This is a genomic window from Variovorax jilinensis (assembly GCF_030316885.1).
In the GTDB taxonomy this organism is placed as follows: Bacteria; Pseudomonadota; Gammaproteobacteria; order Burkholderiales; family Burkholderiaceae_C; genus Variovorax; species Variovorax jilinensis.
This window is the reverse complement of sequence record NZ_JASZYQ010000011.1, coordinates 16,008-36,883: the sequence shown is the minus strand read 5'-3', so window position 1 is coordinate 36,883 and position 20,876 is coordinate 16,008. Positions and strand designations below refer to the sequence as shown.

Annotated in this window: 19 protein-coding genes; 7 read left to right on the top strand and 12 right to left on the bottom strand. The window is 69.7% G+C overall.

The features are described from left to right. Positions 1-104 precede the first annotated feature (104 nt). The 3 genes from QTH87_RS24895 (at position 105) to QTH87_RS24885 (ending at position 3,433) form a co-directional block, all read left to right on the top strand. Positions 105-818, top strand: a complete 714-nt coding sequence (locus tag QTH87_RS24895) for a response regulator (RefSeq protein ID WP_286612966.1) — start codon at positions 105-107, stop codon at positions 816-818. Positions 819-904: 86 nt separating this feature from the next. After that, positions 905-2,098 carry a sensor histidine kinase gene (locus tag QTH87_RS24890; RefSeq protein WP_286612965.1) on the top strand — a complete coding sequence of 398 codons (1,194 nt, stop codon included), beginning with the start codon at positions 905-907 and terminating at the stop codon, positions 2,096-2,098. An 87-nt stretch (positions 2,099-2,185) separates the two neighbouring features. After that, positions 2,186-3,433, top strand: a complete 1,248-nt coding sequence (locus QTH87_RS24885; protein WP_286612963.1) for an O-antigen ligase family protein — start codon at positions 2,186-2,188, stop codon at positions 3,431-3,433. Here QTH87_RS24885 and QTH87_RS24880 read toward each other — a convergent pair. Genes QTH87_RS24880 through QTH87_RS24870 form a run of 3 tightly spaced genes read right to left on the bottom strand, consistent with a single transcriptional unit; the run spans position 3,427 to position 4,962 of the window. Continuing rightward, positions 3,427-3,792, bottom strand: coding sequence for a hypothetical protein (locus QTH87_RS24880; protein ID WP_286612961.1), 366 nt, complete (start codon positions 3,790-3,792; stop codon positions 3,427-3,429). The genes QTH87_RS24885 and QTH87_RS24880 overlap by 7 nt on opposite strands. 16 nt (positions 3,793-3,808) lie before the next feature. Further along, the gene (locus QTH87_RS24875; RefSeq protein ID WP_286612959.1) at positions 3,809-4,015 is read right to left on the bottom strand and encodes a zinc-finger domain-containing protein; all 207 of its coding nucleotides are present in this window, start codon (positions 4,013-4,015) and stop codon (positions 3,809-3,811) included. 8 nt (positions 4,016-4,023) lie between these two features. Beyond that, a complete protein-coding gene (locus QTH87_RS24870; RefSeq protein ID WP_286612958.1) occupies positions 4,024-4,962 on the bottom strand; it encodes a branched-chain amino acid transaminase in 939 nt (312 codons plus the stop codon). A 114-nt stretch (positions 4,963-5,076) separates the two neighbouring features. On the opposite strand from QTH87_RS24870, the gene QTH87_RS24865 reads away from it, so the two are divergent. After that, a complete protein-coding gene (locus QTH87_RS24865) occupies positions 5,077-6,075 on the top strand; it encodes a recombination-associated protein RdgC (RefSeq protein ID WP_286612957.1) in 999 nt (332 codons plus the stop codon). Positions 6,076-6,883: 808 nt separating this feature from the next. On the opposite strand, the gene QTH87_RS24860 is transcribed toward QTH87_RS24865, so the two are convergent. The 8 genes from QTH87_RS24860 to QTH87_RS24825 all read right to left on the bottom strand — a co-directional run bounded on the left by QTH87_RS24860 (position 6,884) and on the right by QTH87_RS24825 (position 17,279). Then, positions 6,884-7,297 carry a glycerate kinase gene (locus QTH87_RS24860; RefSeq protein ID WP_286612956.1) on the bottom strand — a complete coding sequence of 138 codons (414 nt, stop codon included), beginning with the start codon at positions 7,295-7,297 and terminating at the stop codon, positions 6,884-6,886. 55 nt (positions 7,298-7,352) lie between these two features. Then, on the bottom strand, positions 7,353-8,576 hold the full coding sequence (locus QTH87_RS24855) for a PP2C family protein-serine/threonine phosphatase (RefSeq protein WP_286612955.1): 1,224 nt from the start codon (positions 8,574-8,576) through the stop codon (positions 7,353-7,355). Then, positions 8,577-9,071, bottom strand: a complete 495-nt coding sequence (locus QTH87_RS24850) for a Rab family GTPase (protein WP_286612954.1) — start codon at positions 9,069-9,071, stop codon at positions 8,577-8,579. A gap of 24 nt (positions 9,072-9,095) precedes the next feature. Then, complete coding sequence (locus tag QTH87_RS24845) at positions 9,096-10,967, bottom strand: OmpA family protein (protein WP_286612953.1); 1,872 nt, start codon at positions 10,965-10,967, stop codon at positions 9,096-9,098. 58 nt (positions 10,968-11,025) lie between these two features. Beyond that, the gene (locus QTH87_RS24840; protein WP_286612951.1) at positions 11,026-11,655 is read right to left on the bottom strand and encodes a hypothetical protein; all 630 of its coding nucleotides are present in this window, start codon (positions 11,653-11,655) and stop codon (positions 11,026-11,028) included. Positions 11,656-11,707: 52 nt separating this feature from the next. Continuing rightward, a complete protein-coding gene (locus QTH87_RS24835; protein ID WP_286612949.1) occupies positions 11,708-12,148 on the bottom strand; it encodes an ATP-binding protein in 441 nt (146 codons plus the stop codon). Then, positions 12,148-12,504: an STAS domain-containing protein gene (locus tag QTH87_RS24830; RefSeq protein WP_286612947.1), complete on the bottom strand. Its 357-nt coding sequence runs from the start codon at positions 12,502-12,504 to the stop codon at positions 12,148-12,150. The genes QTH87_RS24835 and QTH87_RS24830 overlap by 1 nt, the downstream gene beginning before the upstream one ends. A gap of 1,043 nt (positions 12,505-13,547) precedes the next feature. Further along, positions 13,548-17,279 (bottom strand): response regulator, encoded by a 3,732-nt coding sequence (locus QTH87_RS24825; RefSeq protein WP_286612945.1) that lies wholly within the window; start codon positions 17,277-17,279, stop codon positions 13,548-13,550. Between the two features lie 316 nt (positions 17,280-17,595). Between QTH87_RS24825 and QTH87_RS24820 the strand changes: the two genes are divergently transcribed. From QTH87_RS24820 to QTH87_RS24810, 3 genes are read left to right on the top strand one after another with little or no spacing between them, the layout of a single operon-like run. After that, positions 17,596-18,558: a hypothetical protein gene (locus QTH87_RS24820; protein ID WP_286612944.1), complete on the top strand. Its 963-nt coding sequence runs from the start codon at positions 17,596-17,598 to the stop codon at positions 18,556-18,558. A 4-nt stretch (positions 18,559-18,562) separates the two neighbouring features. Beyond that, entirely contained in the window at positions 18,563-19,402 is an 840-nt protein-coding gene (locus QTH87_RS24815) for a YihY family inner membrane protein (RefSeq protein ID WP_286612942.1), read from the top strand. 2 nt (positions 19,403-19,404) lie between these two features. Beyond that, complete coding sequence (locus tag QTH87_RS24810) at positions 19,405-19,743, top strand: hypothetical protein (protein ID WP_286612941.1); 339 nt, start codon at positions 19,405-19,407, stop codon at positions 19,741-19,743. Here the strand turns inward: QTH87_RS24810 and QTH87_RS24805 are convergent. Continuing rightward, the gene (locus QTH87_RS24805) at positions 19,705-20,811 is read right to left on the bottom strand and encodes an RNA methyltransferase (protein ID WP_286613043.1); all 1,107 of its coding nucleotides are present in this window, start codon (positions 20,809-20,811) and stop codon (positions 19,705-19,707) included. The genes QTH87_RS24810 and QTH87_RS24805 overlap by 39 nt on opposite strands. Positions 20,812-20,876: the final 65 nt, after the last annotated feature.

The following is a 20,876-nucleotide window of genomic DNA, read 5'->3' as shown; positions in this document are numbered from 1 at the left end:
CAGGTTTACCCAACTTTACGTGGCCTTCAAGCCGGCGCGACCCTTCGGGTTCAAGCTGGAAGGCCGCGCACCCTGGCCGTGGCAGACGGCGCGGAGACACACGAATGAGCACACCCCAACTCCTGATGATCGAAGACGATGCCCGCCTGGCGCAGATGGTGGGCGAATACCTGACGCAGTCGGGTTTCGGCTTCGCGCACGCCGCCGACGGCGCCAGCGGCCTCGAACAGCTGCAGCAGCGGTCGCCGGACCTGGTGATCCTCGACCTGATGCTGCCCGACACCGACGGCCTCGAGGTCTGCCGCCGCATTCGCGCACTGCCGGGCGGCCAGGCCAAGGTCGCGGTGCTGATGCTGACCGCCAAGGGCGACCCGATGGACCGCATCATCGGGCTCGAGATCGGTGCCGACGACTACCTGCCCAAGCCCTTCGAGCCGCGCGAGCTGCTGGCGCGCATCCGTGCCGTTCTGCGGCGCCGTGGCGAAGGCCAGGCCGCGGCCGACACGCCGGCCGTGATGCGCTTCGGCACGCTCGACATCGACCGCAATGCACGCACCGTGACGGTCGGCGGCCAGCTCGCCGACCTCACCTCCTACCAGTTCGACCTGCTGGTCGCGATGGCCGAACGCGCCGGACGCGTGCTCACGCGCGACCAGATCATGGAAGCCGTGCGCGGCCGCGAGCTCGAGGCCTTCGACCGCTCGATCGACGTCCACATGGGCCGCATCCGCGCCGCCATCGAGGTCGACGCCAAGAACCCCAAGCGCATCCTCACGGTGCGCGGCGTCGGTTACGTGTTCGCCAAGCAGCAGGACTGATATGGCCCCCACGCTCCTCACTTCGTGTAGTCGCTGCCCCCCGGGGGGGCCGCGTCCGCCTTGGGGCGGCCCGGCGGCGGACTGACATGCTTCTCAATCTGTACAGACGCCATCTCTACGTGCGCATCTGGCTCGCGGTGGTGGCGGGCGTCTTCATCCTCACGCTGACCGCCAACTGGATCGTGCGCGAAGCCGCCGAGAGCGAGCGCGAGCGTCTGGCGCCCTTGCCGCGCGAGGTCGCGGTGCTCGACTCGAACGACAAGCAGATCGGCTCCGGCACGGCCACGCGCGTGCCGGGCGCCGGGCTCACCTTCGACGTCACGCTCGAGGACGGCCGCACCATGACCATGCAGGTGGCGGCGCGCGGGCGCCCGCCGGGCCCGCCGCCGGGCATCCTGGCCTGGCGTACGCCGTTCGGTCTCGGCTGGATGGTGGCGGTGGTCGGCTTCATCGTCGCGCTCGGGGTCTATCCGATCGTGCGCCGCCTCACCAAGCGGCTCGAGGTGCTGCAGCGCGGGGTGCAGCGCTGGGGCGAGGGCGACCTGTCGGTGCGCGTGCCCGAGCAGGGGCAGGACGAGGTCGCCGATTTGGCCAACGGCTTCAATGCCGCGGCCGCGCGCATCGAGGAACTGGTGCGCTCGCACAAGTCGCTGCTCGCCAACGCCTCGCACGAGCTGCGCTCGCCGCTCACGCGCATCCGCATGAGCCTCGAGCTGATGGGCGACCGGCCCAGCCCGGCCGCCCGGGACGAGATCTCGCGCAACGTCGCCGAGCTCGACCAGCTGATCGACGAGATCCTGCTGGCCAGCCGGCTCGACGCCAGGGAAGCCGACATGGGCACCATCGAGACGGTCGACCTGACGGGCCTGGCGGCCGAGGAATGCGCCCGCGCCGATGCCGACCTCGAGGTGCGTGCGGGCACCGACAGCGATGCGCTCGCGGTACGCGGCGTGTCGCGGCTGCTGCGGCGCGCGATCCGCAACCTGCTCGAGAATGCGCGCCGCTACGGCGCGGGCCAGACCACGGTCGAGATCGGCAGCCGCGGCGGCGCTGCCGAGATCCGCGTCAACGACCACGGCCCCGGCGTGCCGCCGGCCCTGCGCGAACGCATCTTCGAGCCCTTCTACCGCCTGCCGGGCGCCAGCGAACGCAATGGCGGCGTCGGCCTGGGCCTGGCGCTCGTGAAGTCGATCGTCGAGCGCCACGGCGGCAGCGTGCGCTGCGAGGACCGCCCGGGCGGCGGCGGCGGTGCCAGCTTCGTGATCACGCTTCCCCACTAGGGCCTGTCGACGCTGCTTCCGCGATCGCCACCCCGCCTCGCTTCGCCGGCCGGGCTTGCCGGGCGAGCCTTCTAGAATCCTGCCCCTATGCAGAGATCGCTCATCGTTCGGCCCGCGGCCATGTTCTGGGGGCTGACGGTGTTCATGCCGGTCGGTATCACCTATGTCGCGGCAGTGCTGCTGCTGGCCACGCTGCTCTGCGCCGGCGGCCTGCGCGAACGCGCCCAGCGGCTGCGCAGCAACCCGATGTGGTGGCCCGTCATGGCCTACGTGGCGTGGACCCTGGTGATCCTCGCGTTCGGTCCGCACTACGCCGAGACCGGCTCCAACCTGTTCCACGGTCTGCGCATCGCGCTGACCATCCTGATGGCGCTGGCGCTCACGCGCGAGGAAGCGATCTGGGCCGTGCGCGGCTTCTGGCTCATGGGCCTCGTCAACATCGTGATGATCGGGCTGTTCTACAGCGTGGGCTTCCCGCTGTGGGAGCCCTGGCGCGGCGTCATCATCCTGATCGGCAACAAGTCCATCAGCAACGCCCTGCTGTTCACGATCATGGCGGCGTCGGCGGTGGTCTACGGGCTGCAGGCGCTGGTAGAGCACCGGCGCTGGCAGGCGCTCGCGGCCTTCGCACTGGTGCCGGCCGTGATCGCGATCATCTCGCTCAATCTGCCCTCGCGCACCTCGCTGCTGGCGCTGCTGCTGGCGATTCCCGCGGCCTGCGTGCACCAGTGGCGCCGTCAACTCAAGGTGCTGGCCGTCGTGCTCGTGATCGGCGGCGCGGTGGCCGCCGCGGCACTCTGGAACACACCCATCGTGCAGCAGAAGTTCGCGGTCGGCATCCAGGAGATCGAGGCTGCCAAGGCCGGCGAGATCTCCGAGGCCAGCTGGGTCGTGCGCTACTACATGTACCGCGACACCGCCCGCATGATCATCGACCGGCCGTTGACCGGCTGGGGCATCGGCGCCTGGACCGAGCAGTGGCACCTGCGCGGGCCCAAGCTGCTCGACTACAAGAACATGCCGCACAACGACTTCCTGTGGATGGGCTCGCAGGCCGGCGTGCCCGGCGCGCTGACCCTGATCGTGATCATGTTGATGGCGCTGTGGCTGGCCTGGCGCCGCGACGACCAGGCCGGCCGCCTGGCCTTCGTCGCGACACTGATCATGTTCATCGCCACCAGCGTCAACTCGGCGCTGCGCGACGCCCAGATCGGCCTGGCCCTGCTATGGGTGGCCATGGTCTACCTGCGGCTCGCGCAGGCGCCCGGCGATTCGTGGCGCGACCTGCTGCCCGTCGCGCTGCGACGCGGCAGCGTGGCTGCCCCTGCTCAGTAGCCCACGAAGGGCCCGAAGAACACCAGTTCGCGGTCGAGGCCGGCGGCCAGCTCTTCCTGCTTGGGCAGCTCGTCGATGAATTCGGGCCAGGATTGCGCCACGTGGCGCGACCAGTCGCCGGGGTCGATGCGCGTCACCGGCCCCTGCGTGGAATGGAACTCGAATCCCTTGGCCGTGAGGCGCGAAATCGCGAGCCGGGTCGCGGCATCATGGTCGTCGGCCGCGACGTACGCCGACACGTAGGCGCCCGCCAGCGACGACGACATCAGCAGGTTCGAGCCGCGCCCGAGCTTGAGATTGACCAGGAACAGCCCGCGCTGCGACAGCGGCTCGCGCGGCCCGGCCCGCATCGACATCATCCCGGCAGGCCCGGCTTCAGTGATGTCCGCCGGCGACCTCGCCGGCCTTGAGGCGGTACACCGTGCCGCAATACGGGCACTTGGCCTCGCCGGTGCGCGCGACGTCGAGGTACACCTTGGGATGCGCGCTCCAGAGCTGCATGTCGGCCCTGGGATTGGGGCAGAACACGCCGCCCTGGTCGTTGAGATCCTTGGCCAGGAGTTCGATCGCGGAAGTGGACATGTCGTTGTTCAGATCTTGGTGAGCCAGTGGGCGTACTTGGGGTTCCGGCCGTTCACGATGTCGAAGAAGGCGCTCTGGATCTTCTCGGTGACCGGGCCGCGCGAGCCGATGCCGATCTCGATGCGGTCGAGTTCGCGGATCGGGGTGACCTCGGCCGCGGTGCCGGTGAAGAAGGCCTCTTCGGCAATGTAGACCTCGTCGCGCGTGATGCGCTTTTGCACCACCTCGATGCCGAGATCCTTGCAGATGTGAAGGATGGTGTTGCGCGTGATGCCGTTGAGCGCACCGGCCGAGAGGTCGGGCGTGTAGACCACGCCGCCCTTGACGACGAAGATGTTCTCGCCCGCGCCCTCGGAGACGAAGCCGCTGGCATCGAGCAGCAGCGCCTCATCGTAGCCGTCGTCGAGCGCCTCCATGTTGGCCAGGATCGAGTTGGTGTAGTTGCTGACCGCCTTGGCCTGCGTCATCGTGATGTTGACGTGATGCCGCGTGTAGCTCGAGGTCTTCACGCGGATGCCGCGCTTCAGGCCCTCGTCGCCCAGGTAGGCGCCCCAGGACCAGGCGGCCACCATGGCGTGGATCTTGTTGCCCTTGGGGCTGACGCCGAGCTTCTCGGAGCCGATCCAGACCAGCGGGCGCAGGTAGCAGCTCTCGAGCTTGTTGGCGCGCACCACCTCCAGCTGCGCCTGGTTGAGCTGTTCCTGGCTGAAGGGGATCTTCATGCGCAGGATCTTGGCGCTGTTGAAGAGCCGCTCGGTGTGCTCGGCGAGGCGGAAGATCGCGGTGCCGTCGACCGTCTTGTAGGCGCGAACGCCCTCGAAGGCGCCGCAGCCGTAGTGCAGCGTATGGCTCAGCACGTGAATCTTGGCTTCGCGCCAGTCGACGAATTCGCCGTCGATCCAGATCTTGCCGTCGCGGTCGTCGAGTGCGGGGGGCAGCACGCTCATGATCTTGTCCTTCAACCGGGGGTATGTCGCAAAAGCTTTCGATTTTAAGGGCGCCGGGCCGGACGCCGCCGCGACAATGGCGCCCTTTGCCAATCCCCAGAGAAAAGGGTTTCCGTGTCCGTCTTCAAGAACGTCATCGTCTACCGCATCGAAAGCACCTGGTCGCAGTCGCTCGACCAGGTCGAGGCCGGGCTGGCCACGCAGCGCTTCGTGCCGTGCAGCCCCTCGCAGGAAAGGTCCGCCGGCTGGGTCGAGCCGCGCGGCCAGGAACACGGTCCGCTGGCCGAATCGGTCGCCGGCCAGTGGCTGCTCGAGTTCATGATCGAGAGCAAGACGCTGCCGGCCTCGGTGGTGCGCCGCAAGGTCGACGAGCGCGCCGCGCAGATCGAGGCCACCACCGGCCGCAAGCCCGGCAAGAAGGAAAAGAAGGAGCTCAAGGAAGACGTCACCCACGAACTGCTGCCGCTGGCCTTCACGCGGCATGCGCGCGTCGCGGTGTGGATCGACCCGGCATCGCACCGGCTGGTGGTCAACTCGAGCAACGCGGCGCGCGCCGACGAGGTGGTCACGAGCCTCGTGAAATCGCTCGACGGCTTTGCCGTGGCGCTGGTCAACTCGCAGGTCGAGCCGGCCGCCGCAATGGCCGAATGGCTGTCGAGCCAGGAGCCGCCAGCGGGCTTCACGATCGACCGCGAATGCGAGCTCAAGGCCACCGACGAGTCGAAGGCGGTGGTGCGCTACGCCAAGCATGCGCTCGACATCGAGGAGGTGCGCCAGCACATCGCGGCCGGCAAGCGCCCCACGCGGCTGGCCATGACCTGGGACGACCGCGTCTCGTTCGAGCTCACCGAGGGCCTGCAGATCCGCAAGATCGTGTTCCTCGAGGGCACCCTCGATGACGCGCCGGCTGGGGGCAAGGAAGACAACTTCGACGCCGATGCCGCGATCGCCACCGGCGAACTGGGCCAGCTGGTGCCCGAGCTGCTCGAGGCGCTGGGCGGCGAGATGAAGCTCGGCGCAGCGCCGGTGGATGCGGCGCCGGCTGCGTCGAAGCCCAAGGCTGCGCTGCCCGCCGAGGAAGAAGCACTCGCGGACGATTCGGCGCCGTTCTGAGCGACTGTCCTCGAGGGTCAGGCAGGACGAGCGAAGCCTTGCCGGTTGCTGGAGGTGCGCGGCATGGCAGGGGGTGCGCGGCATGGCAGGGGCTGCGCGGCGCGGCTGTGGGTGTGGGTCGCGGGCTCCTGCCGTGGCGGTCGGCGCGTCGCGCCGACTCCGTTGCGGTGCTCGCCCGGGAGCGGCGCCGCAGAACTCGCTACGTGCTCCTTCGGCGCACTGCGCTCAGACAGCTGCGGCGAGCCAGTTAACGAAGCGCGTGTCTCCGCACGCGCCCCGCTCCCGGGCTGCGCTCCTCACCGCCCCGGAAGTCGCCCGCGCCCCACACCCCCAGCCACGCCGCGCCGGGACGTCGTGCCTGATCGAAGAGGAACGCACCGCTCGGCCTTCGGCCATCGGGTGCGTGGTCGCGCCCTGGCGCCAGCTCGGTTTGGTCCCCGGTCGTTATCGCGCGCTGAAACCGCCCCACCGCCCCCACAGCCGGGGTGTCTGCCGGTGGGCGGCGGTGCGCCTGTGGGGCGCCGAGGAGCGCAGTGCGGCCGGCTGCGCGTGCGAAGACACGCGCATCAACATCTAGCTTGCCGCAGCTGTTTGAACGGAGTGCACCGAAGGGGCACGCAGTGAGTTCTGCGGCACAGCCGGCCGCGCGAGCACCGCAGGGCAGTCGGTGCGCAGCACCGACCGCCCCACCGAAGCTCCGACGCCCACCGGCAGACGCCCCGGCTACGCCACCACCGTCGACCCAACCCGATGTTGCTGGCTCCGCCGCCCTAGGGCCCGGCCGCATCGACCAGCCGGGTACCCAGCGTCAAGCCTCTTCCGCGCCCTCGGTCACCACCGGCCGCGTCAGCGCCCATTCGGTCACCCGGCCGTCGAGGAAGGTCACGTCGACCCACGAACCGCCGGCATCGGTCCAGCGGAACACCTCGGGCTGCGCGTCCTTGGGCGAGCGCAGTTCGCCGATCGCGCGGGTCATCGCCACGACGTGCATCAGGTTCACGCGCGGCTTGAGCTTGGCGTTGAGCATGACGGCGCTGGCGACGGTGCCGATCGGCCGGTCGGCCGCCCGCTTGAGCACCTGCATTGCACGATTGAACTGCAGCAGCAGGAACATGACGAGGGCGCCGCCGACCAGCGCCACGCCGGGCCAGCTGTAGCTCCGATAGGCCACGCCAAGCATCACGAGGCCCACCACCGGCACGAAGAGTTTGCGGAAATTCATGGGGCTGGATTGTCGCGCGCGCGCGCACCCGTCCTGCAACAGGGCCCTGCAGGCCTTACAGGGCCATCTTGATGATCGTGAAGTCGTCCTCGAGGGCGCCCGGGCCATGCGTCTCGCGCGCGTACTCGAGCAGGTCGTCGAGCTCGGATCGGCCGTCGGCGACCGGCCGCGAGAGCGCCGCGGCGAGATCCTCGAACTCCAGCATCGATCCGTCGGTGCGCGTGATCTCGTAGGTGCCGTCGCTGAAGACGAACAGGCGCGCGGGCGACTGCAGCACGCATTGCGCCTCCTGGTAGCGCACCGCAGGCGAGATGCCGATGCAGGGGCCGCCGGCCGGCAGCGGCTCGGCATTGCCTGGTCCCTTGCCCGTGCCGCTCACCAGCAGCGCCGGCGGATGGCCGGCCGATGCATAGCGCAGCTGCCCCGTGGCACGCTGGTAGACGCCATACCAGACCGTGGAGAACAGCTCGCCGTGGCTCTCCATCTGGTAGGCCAGGTTGAGCGCACTGAGCACCTCCGCAGGTTGGCGGAAGTCGGTGTTCGACAGCGCCTGCGAGCGCAGCGTGTCGGCCACCGCGACCGACAGCAGCGCCGAGCCCACGCCGTGGCCGCAGACGTCGATGAGATAGATCGCGAAATGCGCCTCGTCGACCCAGTGGTAGCCGAAGGAGTCGCCGCCGAGCTCGGTGGTGGGCACGAAGCGCCAGTCGATCGCGATCGGCCCCTCGAGCGGCGCCGGCAGGATCGCGCGCACGTAGCGCTCGGCGTCGCGCAGTTCCTGCTGCAGCCGGTCGTGGGTGAGCTGCAGCGCCTCGCGCGAGGCCGCGAGCGCATCGTGCGCCCGCGTGAGTTCCTGGTTGGCCGCCTCGAGCTGCGCGATCAGCCGCGCCTCGCGCTGGCTCAGCAGCGTCATGTCGTAGGCCTTCTGCTGCACCAGCCGCGTTTCCTCGTACTCGGCCGTGACATCGAGCAGCAGCACCCACACGGTCTCGTCGTCGTCGGCGAAGAAGTGCACGTCGGCGATGCGCTTGCTCGGCATCTCCATCGAGCGGATCAGGAACGGCGTCTCGGCCAGCGGCAGCAGCCCTTCGAGCAGCGGCAGCGGATCGGATGCGAGGTCGCCGGGCTGCAGCCCGATCAGGCCGTAGTGCTCGAGGTGGCCGCCGATTTGCACCAGCCGCTGCGAGCCGTCGATCGACATGTGCGCGAGGAATCGCTGCGCATCGATCAGCAGCAGCAGCGAATCGGAGATGCGTGGCGGCAGGTTGAGCATGGCCATCTAGCGCGCGAGACGCCCCGCCAGTTCCAGGAAGGTTTCCTCGACCGCGAGGCCGGTCTTGGCGCTGGTGCGGCGGAAGTTCCAGCCCGCCGCCTCGAGCGCCTCGATGCGCTCGGGCGCCAATGCCCAGTCCTCGACCAGGTCCGACTTGTTGAGCAGCACGAAGAAGGGCACCGGGCCCAGCTCGGCGTCGATGCGCTTCTGGATCGAGGCGGCGGTCTCGAGCGTCTCGGGCCGCGTGCCGTCGACCACCAGCAGGTAGCCCGCGGCGCCGCGCAGGTAGCTCACGCGCACCGCGGACACTGCGTCCTCGCCGGCGATATCCCAGAGGATCAGCGCCATCTCCTCGCCCTCGACACCGAGCACCTTCTTGTCGATCTTCACGCCCACCGTCGTCAGGTAGGTGTCGGAAAAGATGGTGTCGACGTAGCGTCGCACCAGGCTGGTCTTGCCGACGCCGAAGGCACCGAGCAGGCAGATCTTCTTTTGCAGCATGGTTTCCTGTTCATTCGCCCGGAGTCATTCGCCGGTCGTCACGCCGAACGAGACGCGGCGGTTCATCGAGAGTTCGTCCTCGCTGGCGCCGGGCCGCAGCGGCTCGAGCGGCCCGGCACCGCGCACCGCGAGCACTGCCGCATCGACGCCGCGCGCGCGCAGCATCGAGCGCACGACTTCGGCGCGGCCCACGCTGAGCGCGAGGTTCGAGGTGTCCTTGCCGGTGGCATCGGCGTGGCCGACGATCGACACCTTGACCGGGAAGCCCTGCCTGCGGGCCAGCTGCACCAGCTCGCGCATGTCGGCCGCGACGGCGTCGAGCTTGGCGTCCTGGTCGGCCGCGGGTCGCGGCACGCTGAAGTCGAAATGGATCAGCACCGACTGGATCGCGTCGCGCAGGCGCACGTAGTCGGGGTCCTGCACGTCCTGGAGCGCACTGAGGTCGACCTTGGGTGCGCCCGCGGGCATGGTGAGCAGGTAGGCGCGCGCCTTGTCCATCCACTGCTGCGGCGCGCTGCCGCTGGCGCGGATGCCGCTGGCGTCCTGCGTGAGGCTCACGGTCGCGGGCGGCGAGAGCGTCGCCTGCAGCCGCCGCAGCACGATCGCCGGATGCAACGCGAGGTAAGGTTCCCAGCGGCCCGACACACGTGCCGGGTCGAGCTTCGACTGCGCGACCAGCGCCTCGGGCGGCACGGCCAGCGGGTCGCGCAGGCCCGACACCACCCAGCGGCCATCGCGGCGCTCGGTGCCCGTGACCACGATGCCGGGCTGGTCCTGCAACGCCGCCACGTAGCTGTCGACATGCCGGCGGTCGATGACGCGCTGCGCGACGTACCAGCCCAGCGCCGCCAGCAGCGCGAGCGGAATCAGCCACAGCCACAGGCTGTACTTGCGCTGGTGCTTGGCTTCCTGGGCCACCAGGCACGGTGCCAGCAGGCGCTCGCTGGCAGCCTCGAAGGGCGCAGTGTCGCCCTCGAAATCCTCGAGCGTGCCGCGGAACTCCTCGTGCACGGCCGTGAGCGCCTGGCCCAGGCGCGCGCGCAGCGAAGGCGGCGGATTGCCATGGATGACCGCAGCCAGGAAAGCCGATGGCCCTTCCTCGCACCACAGCAGCAGGTCGCCGAGGCGCAGGCTGTCGATGCTGCGGCCGCCGCCGGCCGCGCCGTCGGCTGTTTCAACGAAGGAGTCGCGCACGAAGTCCTGGATCGCCGACAGCATCGCCGACACCAGCTGCGGATCGCGCGAGGTGGCGTCGTCGCGCGCCACGTGCGCGAGCAGCAGCCCGGTCTTGCGGTGCACCAGGAAGACGTGCTCCACGCGGTAGACCGCCGTGTGCCGCAGCACCACCTCGGCGAAGGTGCTGCCGTTGCGCCAGGCCTCGACCCGCCAGGTGAGGCCGCGCCACGACAGCCCGTACTTGAGCGCATGGTTGAGCGATTGCAGCGTGCCGTCCAGGGTCTCGGCGATGGCCTTGCGGATCGCCGGCCCCATCACGGGGTACAGGATGTCGACCATCGTGAGCGGGTTCTTCCGGATCGAGGCCTGCGTCGCCCGTTCGACCGTCGGCGCCATCACCTGGCCGAGCCGGTCGTCGCGCGCCGCCGCCACGCGGAAGGCCGCGGGCAGGATCGAGCCCACGGCATCGGCGAACTGCTGCGGATCGTCGAACTTCTGCTGCAGCTGCGCCAGCGCCACGCGCTCGCGCTCGATCAGCATGCCGCGCATGGCCTCGAGCTGCGGATCGGCATCGAGCCGGCTCGGATGCGAGGCCGCGACCTCCGGATCGACGCAGCGGGCCAGCTCGATCAGCAGGCTGGCGAGCCGGTTGTTCGGATCCTCATCGGAAGCGTTGCCGCCCGGCGACCTGGTCGAGGCCAGCGACAGGCGCGCGTTCACCGCGCCCCCGCCGCGGGGTCGGCAGGCACGAGCGGACCGGGCGCGCGGATCGCGCGACTCAGCTGCGCTCGCCGCCGTTGCTGCCCTTGGGCGAGCTGTCCTGGTTCAGGCATTTGGCGATCTCGACGAACAGGCCCGCGAGCAGGTTGCGATCGGTCTTGACGTTGCTGAGCTCGGCGAACATGCGCTCGGTGGTGCTGCGCGCGTCTTCCTGGCGGCGCCGGATGTCCTCGCGCAGACCCTGCACCTCGTGGCCCAGCCGCTCGGTGAACTCGCGCTCCTGGCGTGCCAGCTGGTCCGACACCTGCGCCAGGCGCTTCTCGAGCGCCTGCGTGTGCTCGCGCTGGCTGCGCTCGAGTTCCTTGTCGGCCTCGGCGCGCAGGTCCTTCTCCTCGCGGAACTGGCCGGCCACGGATTCGAGCTGCTTCTTCATGGTCGACTCGAGCGCGCTCAGGCTGCGCATCGACTCCGACTCCAGGTCGCGCAGGCGCTGCGCGAAGCGGTCCTCGAGGATCGAGAAACGCTTGTCGTAGTCCTGCATCTGGTTGCCGAACAGCAGTTCGCGCATCTTGTCGACACCGGAGGTCTCGCCATTGCCGTTGCCGTTGGTCTGGCTCGCGAGTGCGGCCTGCGCGGCCAGTGCGCTCTGCGCATCGATCATTGGTGAGTTCTTTGCTGCCGTTCCCATTTGAGATCTCCTGATGAGTGGGTTGGAGGGTTGCTTGCGGCGTCGACGTCGGTCAGGGCGGCGCCGTCGCCCGGAAGATCAGCGTGAGACAGTTGCGGCCGTCCTGGTGCCGGTAGTGCACGTCGTCGGAGAAGCGCCGCACGATCGGGATGCCCCAGCCGCCGATGTGCGCGTCCTGGAGACTGGTGGCCGGCCTCGGCTCGGGCACGCCGCGCGGGTCGAAGCGATGGCCCTCGTCCTCGACCTCGAGCGCCACGTTCTCGCCCTGCCAGCCGAGCCTGAGGAAGATGCGCTGTGCATGGTGCTCGGCCACCGCGTGATTGACGATGTTGGTCACGACCTCGGTTGAGCAGAGGTCGAGGTTCAGGGCAACGCGCGCGGGCAGCTGCTGCAGCTTCGCCCATTCGTTGACCCACGCGCTCACCCGGGAGAGCTCGCGCAGCTCGCCGTCGACGGTCAGGGAGGCGTCTGGCTCCCCGTCGGAGCGGGACATCAGCGGCTTTCGAGGCCGGCAGAGAGTGCGCTGCAGGCGGTGTCGACATCGGGATAGACGGGAATGATCGTGTCGATACCTGCCATCCTGAGCACCTCCGCCACCATGGGTTGTGGATTTGCGAGCGCCATCATTCCACCGCGCGAGGACTGCGCCCTGGCATTGATCACGAGGGTGCGGATGCCGATCGACGCCAGGAACGACACCTCCGACATGTCGACCACGGCAAGCAGCTTGCGGCTGGCCACGACCGCCGCCAGCCGCAAGTTGATGTCATGTCCGCCGATGCTGTCCATGCGACCGACCAGACTGATCTTCTCAATTCCGTCGGCCAGCTGCTCGCTTCTCAGATCCATGGCTTCTCCGCAGTCGAAAAATCGGTGGCTTCGAAAAATGGTCCGCGCGTGTGAGGTCGAACTGGCGTTACGCAACTTTTCTTCTTGTTCCTGTTTGAAAACAAGAAAGCGTGTAGCAATTCACGGCTAGAACCTTTTTCTAGCTTACGCCCAATTCGGTGCGGCGTCGATGCTGCGCCCTCCCCCAAATGGCGTAGCCGATGGTCATCGGCCTGTTGCCTTTCATCTCTGCGGATCGGTTTTTCCAGCGGCTCTTGCGTCCAGGTGCCCATTCAGGCGGCAGAGCCTGCGACTGGGACCGGTGAAGTCGGGTTCGGGGTCGAGGGGGCGTAGCCGAGGTGTCTGCCGGTGGGCGTCGGAGCTTCGGTTGGGCGGTCGGTGCTGCGCACCGACTGCCCTGCGGTGCTCGCGCGGCCGGCTGTGCCGCAGAACTCACTGCGTGCCCCTTCGGTGCACTCCGTTCAAACAGCTGCGGCAAGCTAGATGTTGATGCGCGTGTCTTCGCACGCGCAGCCGGCCACGCTGCGCTCCTCGGCGCCCAACAGGCGCACCGCCGCCCACCGGCAGACACCCCGGCTGTGGGGGCGGTGTGGCGGTTTCACGGCGCGATCAACGACCGGGGACAAAACCGAGGTGACGCCAGGGCGCACTGCGCACCCGATGGCCGAAGGCCGAGACGGCTTCCTTCGATCAGGCACGACGTCCCGGCGCGGCGTGGCTGGGGGTGTGGGGCGCGGGCGACTTCCGGGGCGGTGAGGAGCGCAGCCCGGGAGCGGGGCGCGTGCGAAGACACGCGCTTCGTTGACTGGCTCGCCGCAGCTGTCTGAGCGCAGTGCGCCGAAGGAGCACGTAGCGAGTTCTGCGGCGCCGCTCCCGGGCGAGCACCGCAACGAAGTCGGCGCGCCGCGCCGACCGCCCCGGCAGGAGCCCGCGACCCGCACCCCCAGCCGCGCCGCGCAGCCCACAGCCACAGCCGCGCCGCGCGATCCACACGCCCAACCACGCGCGCAGCCCCAGACCCGCTCCACGCGCACAAGCGCTACTCAGCGGTCGGTCCGCGCCGGACTGTTGTTGAGGGCCTCCACCAGCCGGTCGACGCGGATCGGCTTCGTCACATAGTCATCCATGCCGGCAGCGAGGCAGGCTTCCTGGTCGCCCTGCATGGCGTTGGCGGTCATGGCGACGATCCGCGGCCGTTCGCCCACACCGTACAGCGCGCAGATCTGGCGCGTGGCATCGAGGCCGTCGAGCTCGGGCATCTGCACGTCCATCAGCACCACGTCGTAGGCCTGCCGCTGCACAGACTCCACGGCCTCGATGCCGTTGGAGGCGAGGTCGGCGCGATAGCCCATCTGCTGCAGCAGGCGCAGCGCCAGCTTCTGGTTCACCGCGTTGTCCTCGGCCAGCAGGATGCGCAGCGGATGGCGCTGCGCCATGCCGGCATCGATCTGCGGCCGCGCGGCTGGCGCCGGTGCGGGCCGCGCGACCGGCTCGTGCGCGAGCAGGCCCACCAGCGTGTCGAACAGCTGCGACTGGTGGAGCGGCTTCGAGAGGAAGGCATTGAACAGTGCATCGGCGTCGCCCGCCTCGCGCCGCCCCAGCGACGTGAAAAGCACCAGCGGCAGCGCCGCGTGGCCGCCGCTGCGAATGCGCCGCGCGAGCTCGACGCCGTCCATCTCCGGCATGTGCATGTCGAGGATCGCGAGGTCGAAGCGCTCGCCTTCGGCCAGCCAGCGCAGGGCTTCGGCCGGCGACTCGGCGGCACGCGATTCCATGCCCCACTTGGCGGTCTGCAGCGCGAGCAGGCGCCGATGGGTGGCGTTGTCGTCGACCACCAGCACGCGCTTGCCCTGCAACTCGACCTGCACGCCCGTGAAGGTGCGCCGCCGGGTCGGCGGTGTCTCGGCCACCGGCACCTCGATGGTCGCGAAGAAGGTGGCGCCGGTCCCGGGTCCGTCGCTCTCGACCCACATGGTGCCGCCCATGAGTTCGGCCAGCCGCTTGCTGATCGCCAGGCCGAGGCCGGTGCCGCCGTACTTGCGCGTGGTGCTCGAATCGGCCTGCGAGAACGACTGGAACAGGCGCGTGATGCCTTGCGGCGAGAGCCCGATGCCGGTGTCGCGCACCGCGAACCGGAGCGTCACCCGGCCATCCTCGAGCGGCGTCGCCGTCACGGTCACGACCACCTCGCCGCGCTCGGTGAACTTGACCGCATTGCTCAGCAGGTTCAGCAGGATCTGGCGCAGCCGCGTCAGGTCGCCGCTCACGCCTGCGGGCACCTCGCCCTCGAACACGTAGGCGATGTCGAGCCGCTTCTCGCTGGCACGCGTGCCGATGAGGTCGAGTGCCGATTCCACGCACTCGCGCAGATCGAAGGGATGGGCCTCGATGTCCATGCGACCGGCCTCGATCTTCGAGTAGTCGAGGATGTCGTTGATGATGGTCAGGAGCGCATCGCCCGAGTCGCGGATGGTCGCGACGTAGTCCTGCTGCTCGGCATCGAGCCGGGTGTCGAGCAGGAGGCCGCTCATGCCGATCACCGCGTTCATCGGCGTGCGTATCTCGTGACTCATGGTGGCGAGGAAGGCGCTCTTGGCCTCGTTGGTCGCCTCGGCCGCGGCGCGCGCCTCCCTGGCCTCGTTGTAGAGGCGCGCATTCTGGATCGCCACCACCGCCTGGTCGGCGAAGGTCTCCAGCAGCCTGATCTCCTTGTCGGCGAAGGGCTGCGGCGGCTGGCGCGAGACGTGGATCGAACCGATGTACCTGCCCTCCCAGGACAACGGCGCCAGCATCAGCGCGTAGTTGCCGATCGCGAGCGCCATCTCGCGCATGAAGGCGGGCAGGCCGGGCGTATTCAGCACATCGGGAAAGTGCAGCACATCGGGCCCCGCCATCGCCTGCCCCACCGACGACTGGTCGATCGGCCGCGGGTAGTAGCGCTCCAGCACCTCGCGCGCCGAGCCGCGGTGCGCGGCCAGGTGCATCCGGCCGTCGTCGCCGACCAGCGAGATGCCCAGCTGGATGCCAGAGAACAGGCGCTGGCAGCTCTCGAGGATCTTGTCGAACACCGGCTGCGGGTTCTCCATCGATTCGCTGATCACCTGCAGCACGTCGGCGGTCGCGGTCTGGCGCTCGAGCGCGTCGCGCGTCTCATGGATGAGGCGGATGTTCTCGATCGCCAGCACCGCCTGGTCGGCAAAGAGCTGCAGCAGATCGATCTGCCGTTGCGGCGTCTTGCCGGGGTCGGGCCAGGCGGCCGAGATGGCGCCGATCGGCACGCCGTCGCGCATCATCGGTGCGCAGATCATGCGGCGCCGATTGCCGGAGTTGGCCAGCCGGCGGTCGTAGTCGGGGTCGGACCAGGCGTCCTCGGTCGAGAGCGCGCGGCGCTCGAGGATGGCGCGGCCGTTCATCTGGTGCGGGTCGGGCGGCGCCGGCCAGACGCTGCGCGCGGTCTCGAGCGTCTGCGCCGACCAGTTGCGGGTCGCCGCCAGGTGCACCAGCCGGCCGTCGTAGCTGAACACCGCGGCGGTCGGGCCCTCGAACAGCCACATGGTGCAGTCGAGGATGGCCTCGTAGACCGGCATCACGTCGGTCGGCGATTCGCTGATGACGCGCAGCACGTCGCCCACCGCGGTCTGGTACTCGAGCGATTCGGTGAGTTCGGCGGTGCGCTCCTCGACCTGGTGCAGCGCCTGCTGCGCCTCGTTGAACAGGCGCGCGTTCTGGATCGCGATCACGGCCTGCTCGGCGAAGGTGCGCAGCAGCGCGCGGTCGCCGGCCGAGAACGCACCGAGCCGCGCCCGCTGCAGGCTCAGCACGCCGATGCCGCGGCCCTCCCAGATCAATGGCGCCGCGAGGTTGGCGAAGCTGCGGCCGACCACCCGGGCGCTCATGCGCAGCACCACGGGTGCATCGGGGTCGCCCAGCGCGTCGCCGATCTCGACCAGGTCGCGGATCTGGAAGGCGCGCTCGGCCGAGGTGCCCACCAGCGGCATCGGGTAGTTGGCCTGCATCGCGGCGTCGAGTTCGGCCAGCCGGTCGGCGCCGATCTCGATGCGGCCGCTGGCCGTGACCAACCAGCGCTTGAGCGCCAGCTTGCCGTCGTCGTCGACCATCAGGATCGCGAAGGAGGTGCAGTCGAACAGGCGCTCGCAGCACTCGACGATCTTGTCGAAGACCGGGCCCGGGTCGGCCATCGAGGCGCCGATGACCTGCAGCACCTCGGCCGTGGCCGCCTGGTGCGCATGCGCATCCTGCATCTCGCGGATGCGGGCCAGCGCCTGGGCCGCCTGGCGTGCCAGCGCCGCCAGCAGGTCGCGCTGTGCCGGGCCGAAGCGGCCCAGGTGGCCTTCGACGTCGGCGTAGAGATAGCCCGGGTACGGCCCGGTCTGCGGCCCCGTCGACGGACCCGCGACCAGCGGCGCGATCAGGCAGGAACGCTGCCGGGCCGGCGCGACGCCCTCGGGACCATGGCGCAGGCGGGTGCCATCGCCTGCGCGGCGCGCCTGCGCGAGCCAGGGCGCGATGGCCGAGAGCAGGTCGGACGCCTGCTCGCCGCGCGGCAGCATCGCGCCCGCGCTCTGCAGGCCGGCGTCGGTGTCGAGCACCAGCATCACGCGCTGCGCGCCGAGCAGGGCTGCCGCCTGGTCGACCGCCAGGGCATGCACTTCGCCCGCACTGCCGATTGCGTCGAAGCGCAGGCCGGACTCGACCAGCCGGCGCCACGGCTCGCGCTGATCGCGCGACGCAGTGCCGGGCGGGGCACGCTTCATGGGCGGTCGGGACCGGGACTCAGCCATTTGGCATAGGCCTTCAGCGATCGACGGGTTGATGCGCGAAGGAGCGCACACGGGGATGCAGTCTAGCGGCGAGGGACCTTCCACGCACGGCCGCGCGCATGCCGTCGCGGCCCGCGAGATTGGCGCGTTCGGCGAGTGAATTGGCAGCGCCGACGCTTGCCTCGGCGCGCGCAATGCGGTCGCAAACGCGACGTCGCGACGCAGGGGCGCGGACCGGGTCGGCACGAATGCTTGCTATCGTGTAGCCCGCTCCCGTTCGCCCCTCACGCTCCACCCGGAGACAACGCCCATGACCGACATCTTCTCCACCCCCGCGGCCCTGTGCGGCCCGCTGCGCCAGCCGCGTCAGATGCTGGCCGACCAGCAGTTCGACGGCCACAAGTCGATCCACGACGACGCGATGGCCGACAGCCTCGGCCTGCGCGCGGGCCCGATCGAGGGCCCCACGCACTTCAGCCAGTTCGATCCGCTGCTGTTCCGCATCTTCGGCCAGGCCTGGTTCGAGACCGGCTGCATCAGCGCGCACTACCAGAACATGGTGGTCGAGGGCGAGGAGGTGCGCGCCTTCGTCGAACTGCCGGCCCCAGGCAGCGACGCGAAGTTCGTGCGCATCCACGCCGAGAAGCGCGACGGCACGCCGGTACTGACCGGCAGCGCCTCGATCGGCGACCCCACCGGCCTGCCGCACGAACTGCAGGCGCGCATCGCGAAGCTGCGGCCGCCCACCGGACTGGTGATCAACCGCGATCTGCGCGTCGGCCAGCGCGGCGCCGTGGTCGAGAAGATCCGCATGGGCTTCGACCAGCACATGGGCGACCTCTATCCGTTCACGCTGGCACAGAAGCTCGCGGCCATCACCGAGCCCTGCCGCTGGTACACGCGCGAGGAAGGCAGCAGTTCGCCGTGGGGCCGGCCGATCATCCCGACGGAGATGATCAGCGTGCTGCTCGGCTCGAGCTCGGCACAGTCGGGCCTCAGCGGCCGCAAGCCCGCGGTCGGCCTCTTCGCAGGCCAGCAGATCCGGCTCGTGCAGGGCCCGCTCTTCGTCGACCAGGACTACGAGCTCGAGCGCGAGATCATCGCGCTGAGCGAGAGCGCGCGAACCGAATCGGTGTGGGTCCGCACGCGCGTGTACGAGGCCTCCACGGCGCGGCCGCTGGTGGCGGAGATGATCCTCAACGGCGCCGTGATGAAGGCCTCGTACGCGGCCTACGAAGCTGAGGCGAGGGAGCTCGGATTGCCGCAGGCCTGAGTCGATGTTCACGCTGACGCGCCTGACCTTCCAGCGCGCACGCAAGGAGCGCCTGCCGCAGGTCGCGGGCAGCCTGACCTTCACGACCCTGCTGTCGGTGGTGCCGCTGCTGGCCGCGAGCTTCGCGCTGTTCACGCAGTTCCCGGCCTTCGGTCGATTCAGGGATGCGCTGCAGGAGCTGTTGCTGAACCGGCTGCTGCCTGCGGACATCGCGCGCACGGTGCTCCGGTACCTGAACCAGTTCGCCGCCAACGCGAGCGGGCTGACCTGGGTCGGCTCGCTGTGCCTGCTCGGTGCCGCGATCGCGCTGCTGCTGACGGTCGAGAACGCGCTCAACCAGATGTGGCAGGTGAAGAAGAACCGGCCTTTCCTGAAGCGCGTCGGCCTCTACCTGCTGATGCTGGTGGTCGGGCCGCCCCTGCTGGGCCTGAGCCTCTGGGCCACCTCGTACCTGCTCGGCAGCTCGCTGGGGCTGTTCGGCGCGCTGCCACGATCGATTGCCTTCGTGCTCGACCTCGGGCCCTTCCTGCTCGGCGTGGTGGCGCTCGCGAGCCTGTTCTACTTCGTGCCGAACGCGCGCGTGCGGCTGATCGACGCGATTGCGGGCGGCGTGGTCGCGAGCCTCGGCTTCGAGCTCGGCAAGCGCGGATTCACGCACTACCTCGTGAAGGTGCCCACCTACCGCGCGGTCTACGGCACCTTCGCGGCATTGCCGATGTTCCTGCTCTGGATCTACTTCTCCTGGCTGGTGACGCTGGTGGCGGCCATGATGACGGCCAACCTGGCGCTGACGCGTCGGCGGGCGGGCGGCAAGATGTCCAGAGCCCAGCCACAGGCCCGATGAGCATGCCCGGCACCCGCCCCGCCTCGCTCTGGACCCGCTTCTGGTCGCCGACCAGCCTGCTCGAGCGCGTGCCGCCCGGGGCCTCCGACGAAGAGGCCGAAGCCGTCGCGCGGCGCAACGACGTCTGGCTCAAGACCTACATGGACATGTACATCCTGCGCTGGGGCGCGCTCTGGGCGGCTTCGGTGGTGGTGGCGCTGCTGCTCGCGGAGCTCGGAGGCCCGTTGTTCGGCCTGGCGCTGATCGGGAATCTTGCCGCGCTCGTGGGCCTCGCACGCATGATCTCGATCTACCGGCGGGCGTCATGGAGCGTCAGCCGACGCGGGCCGCGCGATCGCTGACGTGGCCGCGCGCGACGGCTGCTGCCGCAGCGAAGGCGCGCGATCCCGCTGCAGCGTCACCACCGGCAGTTCGGCCGCGCGCGCCCTGAGCTGGCCACAGCCGCCCGCCACGTCCTGCCCGGCCGAATAGCGCAGCTTCGTGAGAATGCCGCGCTCATGCAGCCGGCGCGCGATCGCCGCGCAGCGCTCCCGCGAGGGCCTGCTGAAGTCCACGCCATCTACCGCGTTGAACGGGATCATGTTGAGCACGCCGTACTTGCCCGAGAGCAGCCGCACGAGGCCTTCGATCTCGTCGTCGCCGTCGTTGACGCCTTCGAGCAGCGTCCACTGGTACTGGGTGGGATAGCCGCTCGCGCGCGCATAGCGCTCGCAGGCCTCGACCAGTTCCTCGGGCGTGAGCCGAGGCGCGCGCGGCAGCAGGCGTCGACGCAGTTCGGCCTTGGTCGTGTGCAGCGAGAGCGCGAGCGCGGGCCTCACGCGCTGCTGCCCGTGCAGCCGCTCGAAGGCACGCGGATCGCCCACGGTCGAGAACACGATGTTCTTGTGGCCGATGCCGCCCGCGGTGCCGAGCAGGTCGATCGCCTCCATCACGTTGTCGAGGTTGTGCGCGGGCTCGCCCATGCCCATGAACACCACCTTGCGCACCGGCCGGCGCGCACGTGCGAGCGCGACCTGCGCAATGATCTCGGCGCTGCCGAGCTGGCGCAGCAGGCCGTCACGCCCCGTCATGCAGAAGCCGCAGCCGACCGCACAGCCGATCTGCGACGAGACGCAGAGGCCGTGGCGCGGCAGCAGCACGCTCTCGACCGTCTGGCAATCGGCGAGCGCGACCAGCAGGCGTTCGGAACCGTCGGCACCCGCATGCACCGTGTGGACGCGCGCGAGTGCGGCGAGCTCGGCCTCGATGCCGGGCAGCGCGGCCAGCAGCGAGGCCGGAAAGAAGGTGCTGGGCAGGCGCCGCCCGCTCTCGCGTGGCAGCGCGTGCGACCACAGCCGCAGGATGCGGTGCTCGTGGAGCGGGCCGGCGCCGGCTTCACGCAGGCGGTGTTGGAGGTCGGGGATGCGCAGGAGGGATGACACGCGGGGATTGTGCATGCGCCAAGTCCGGCACCGGCTGCTGGCCGGGCCGCGAT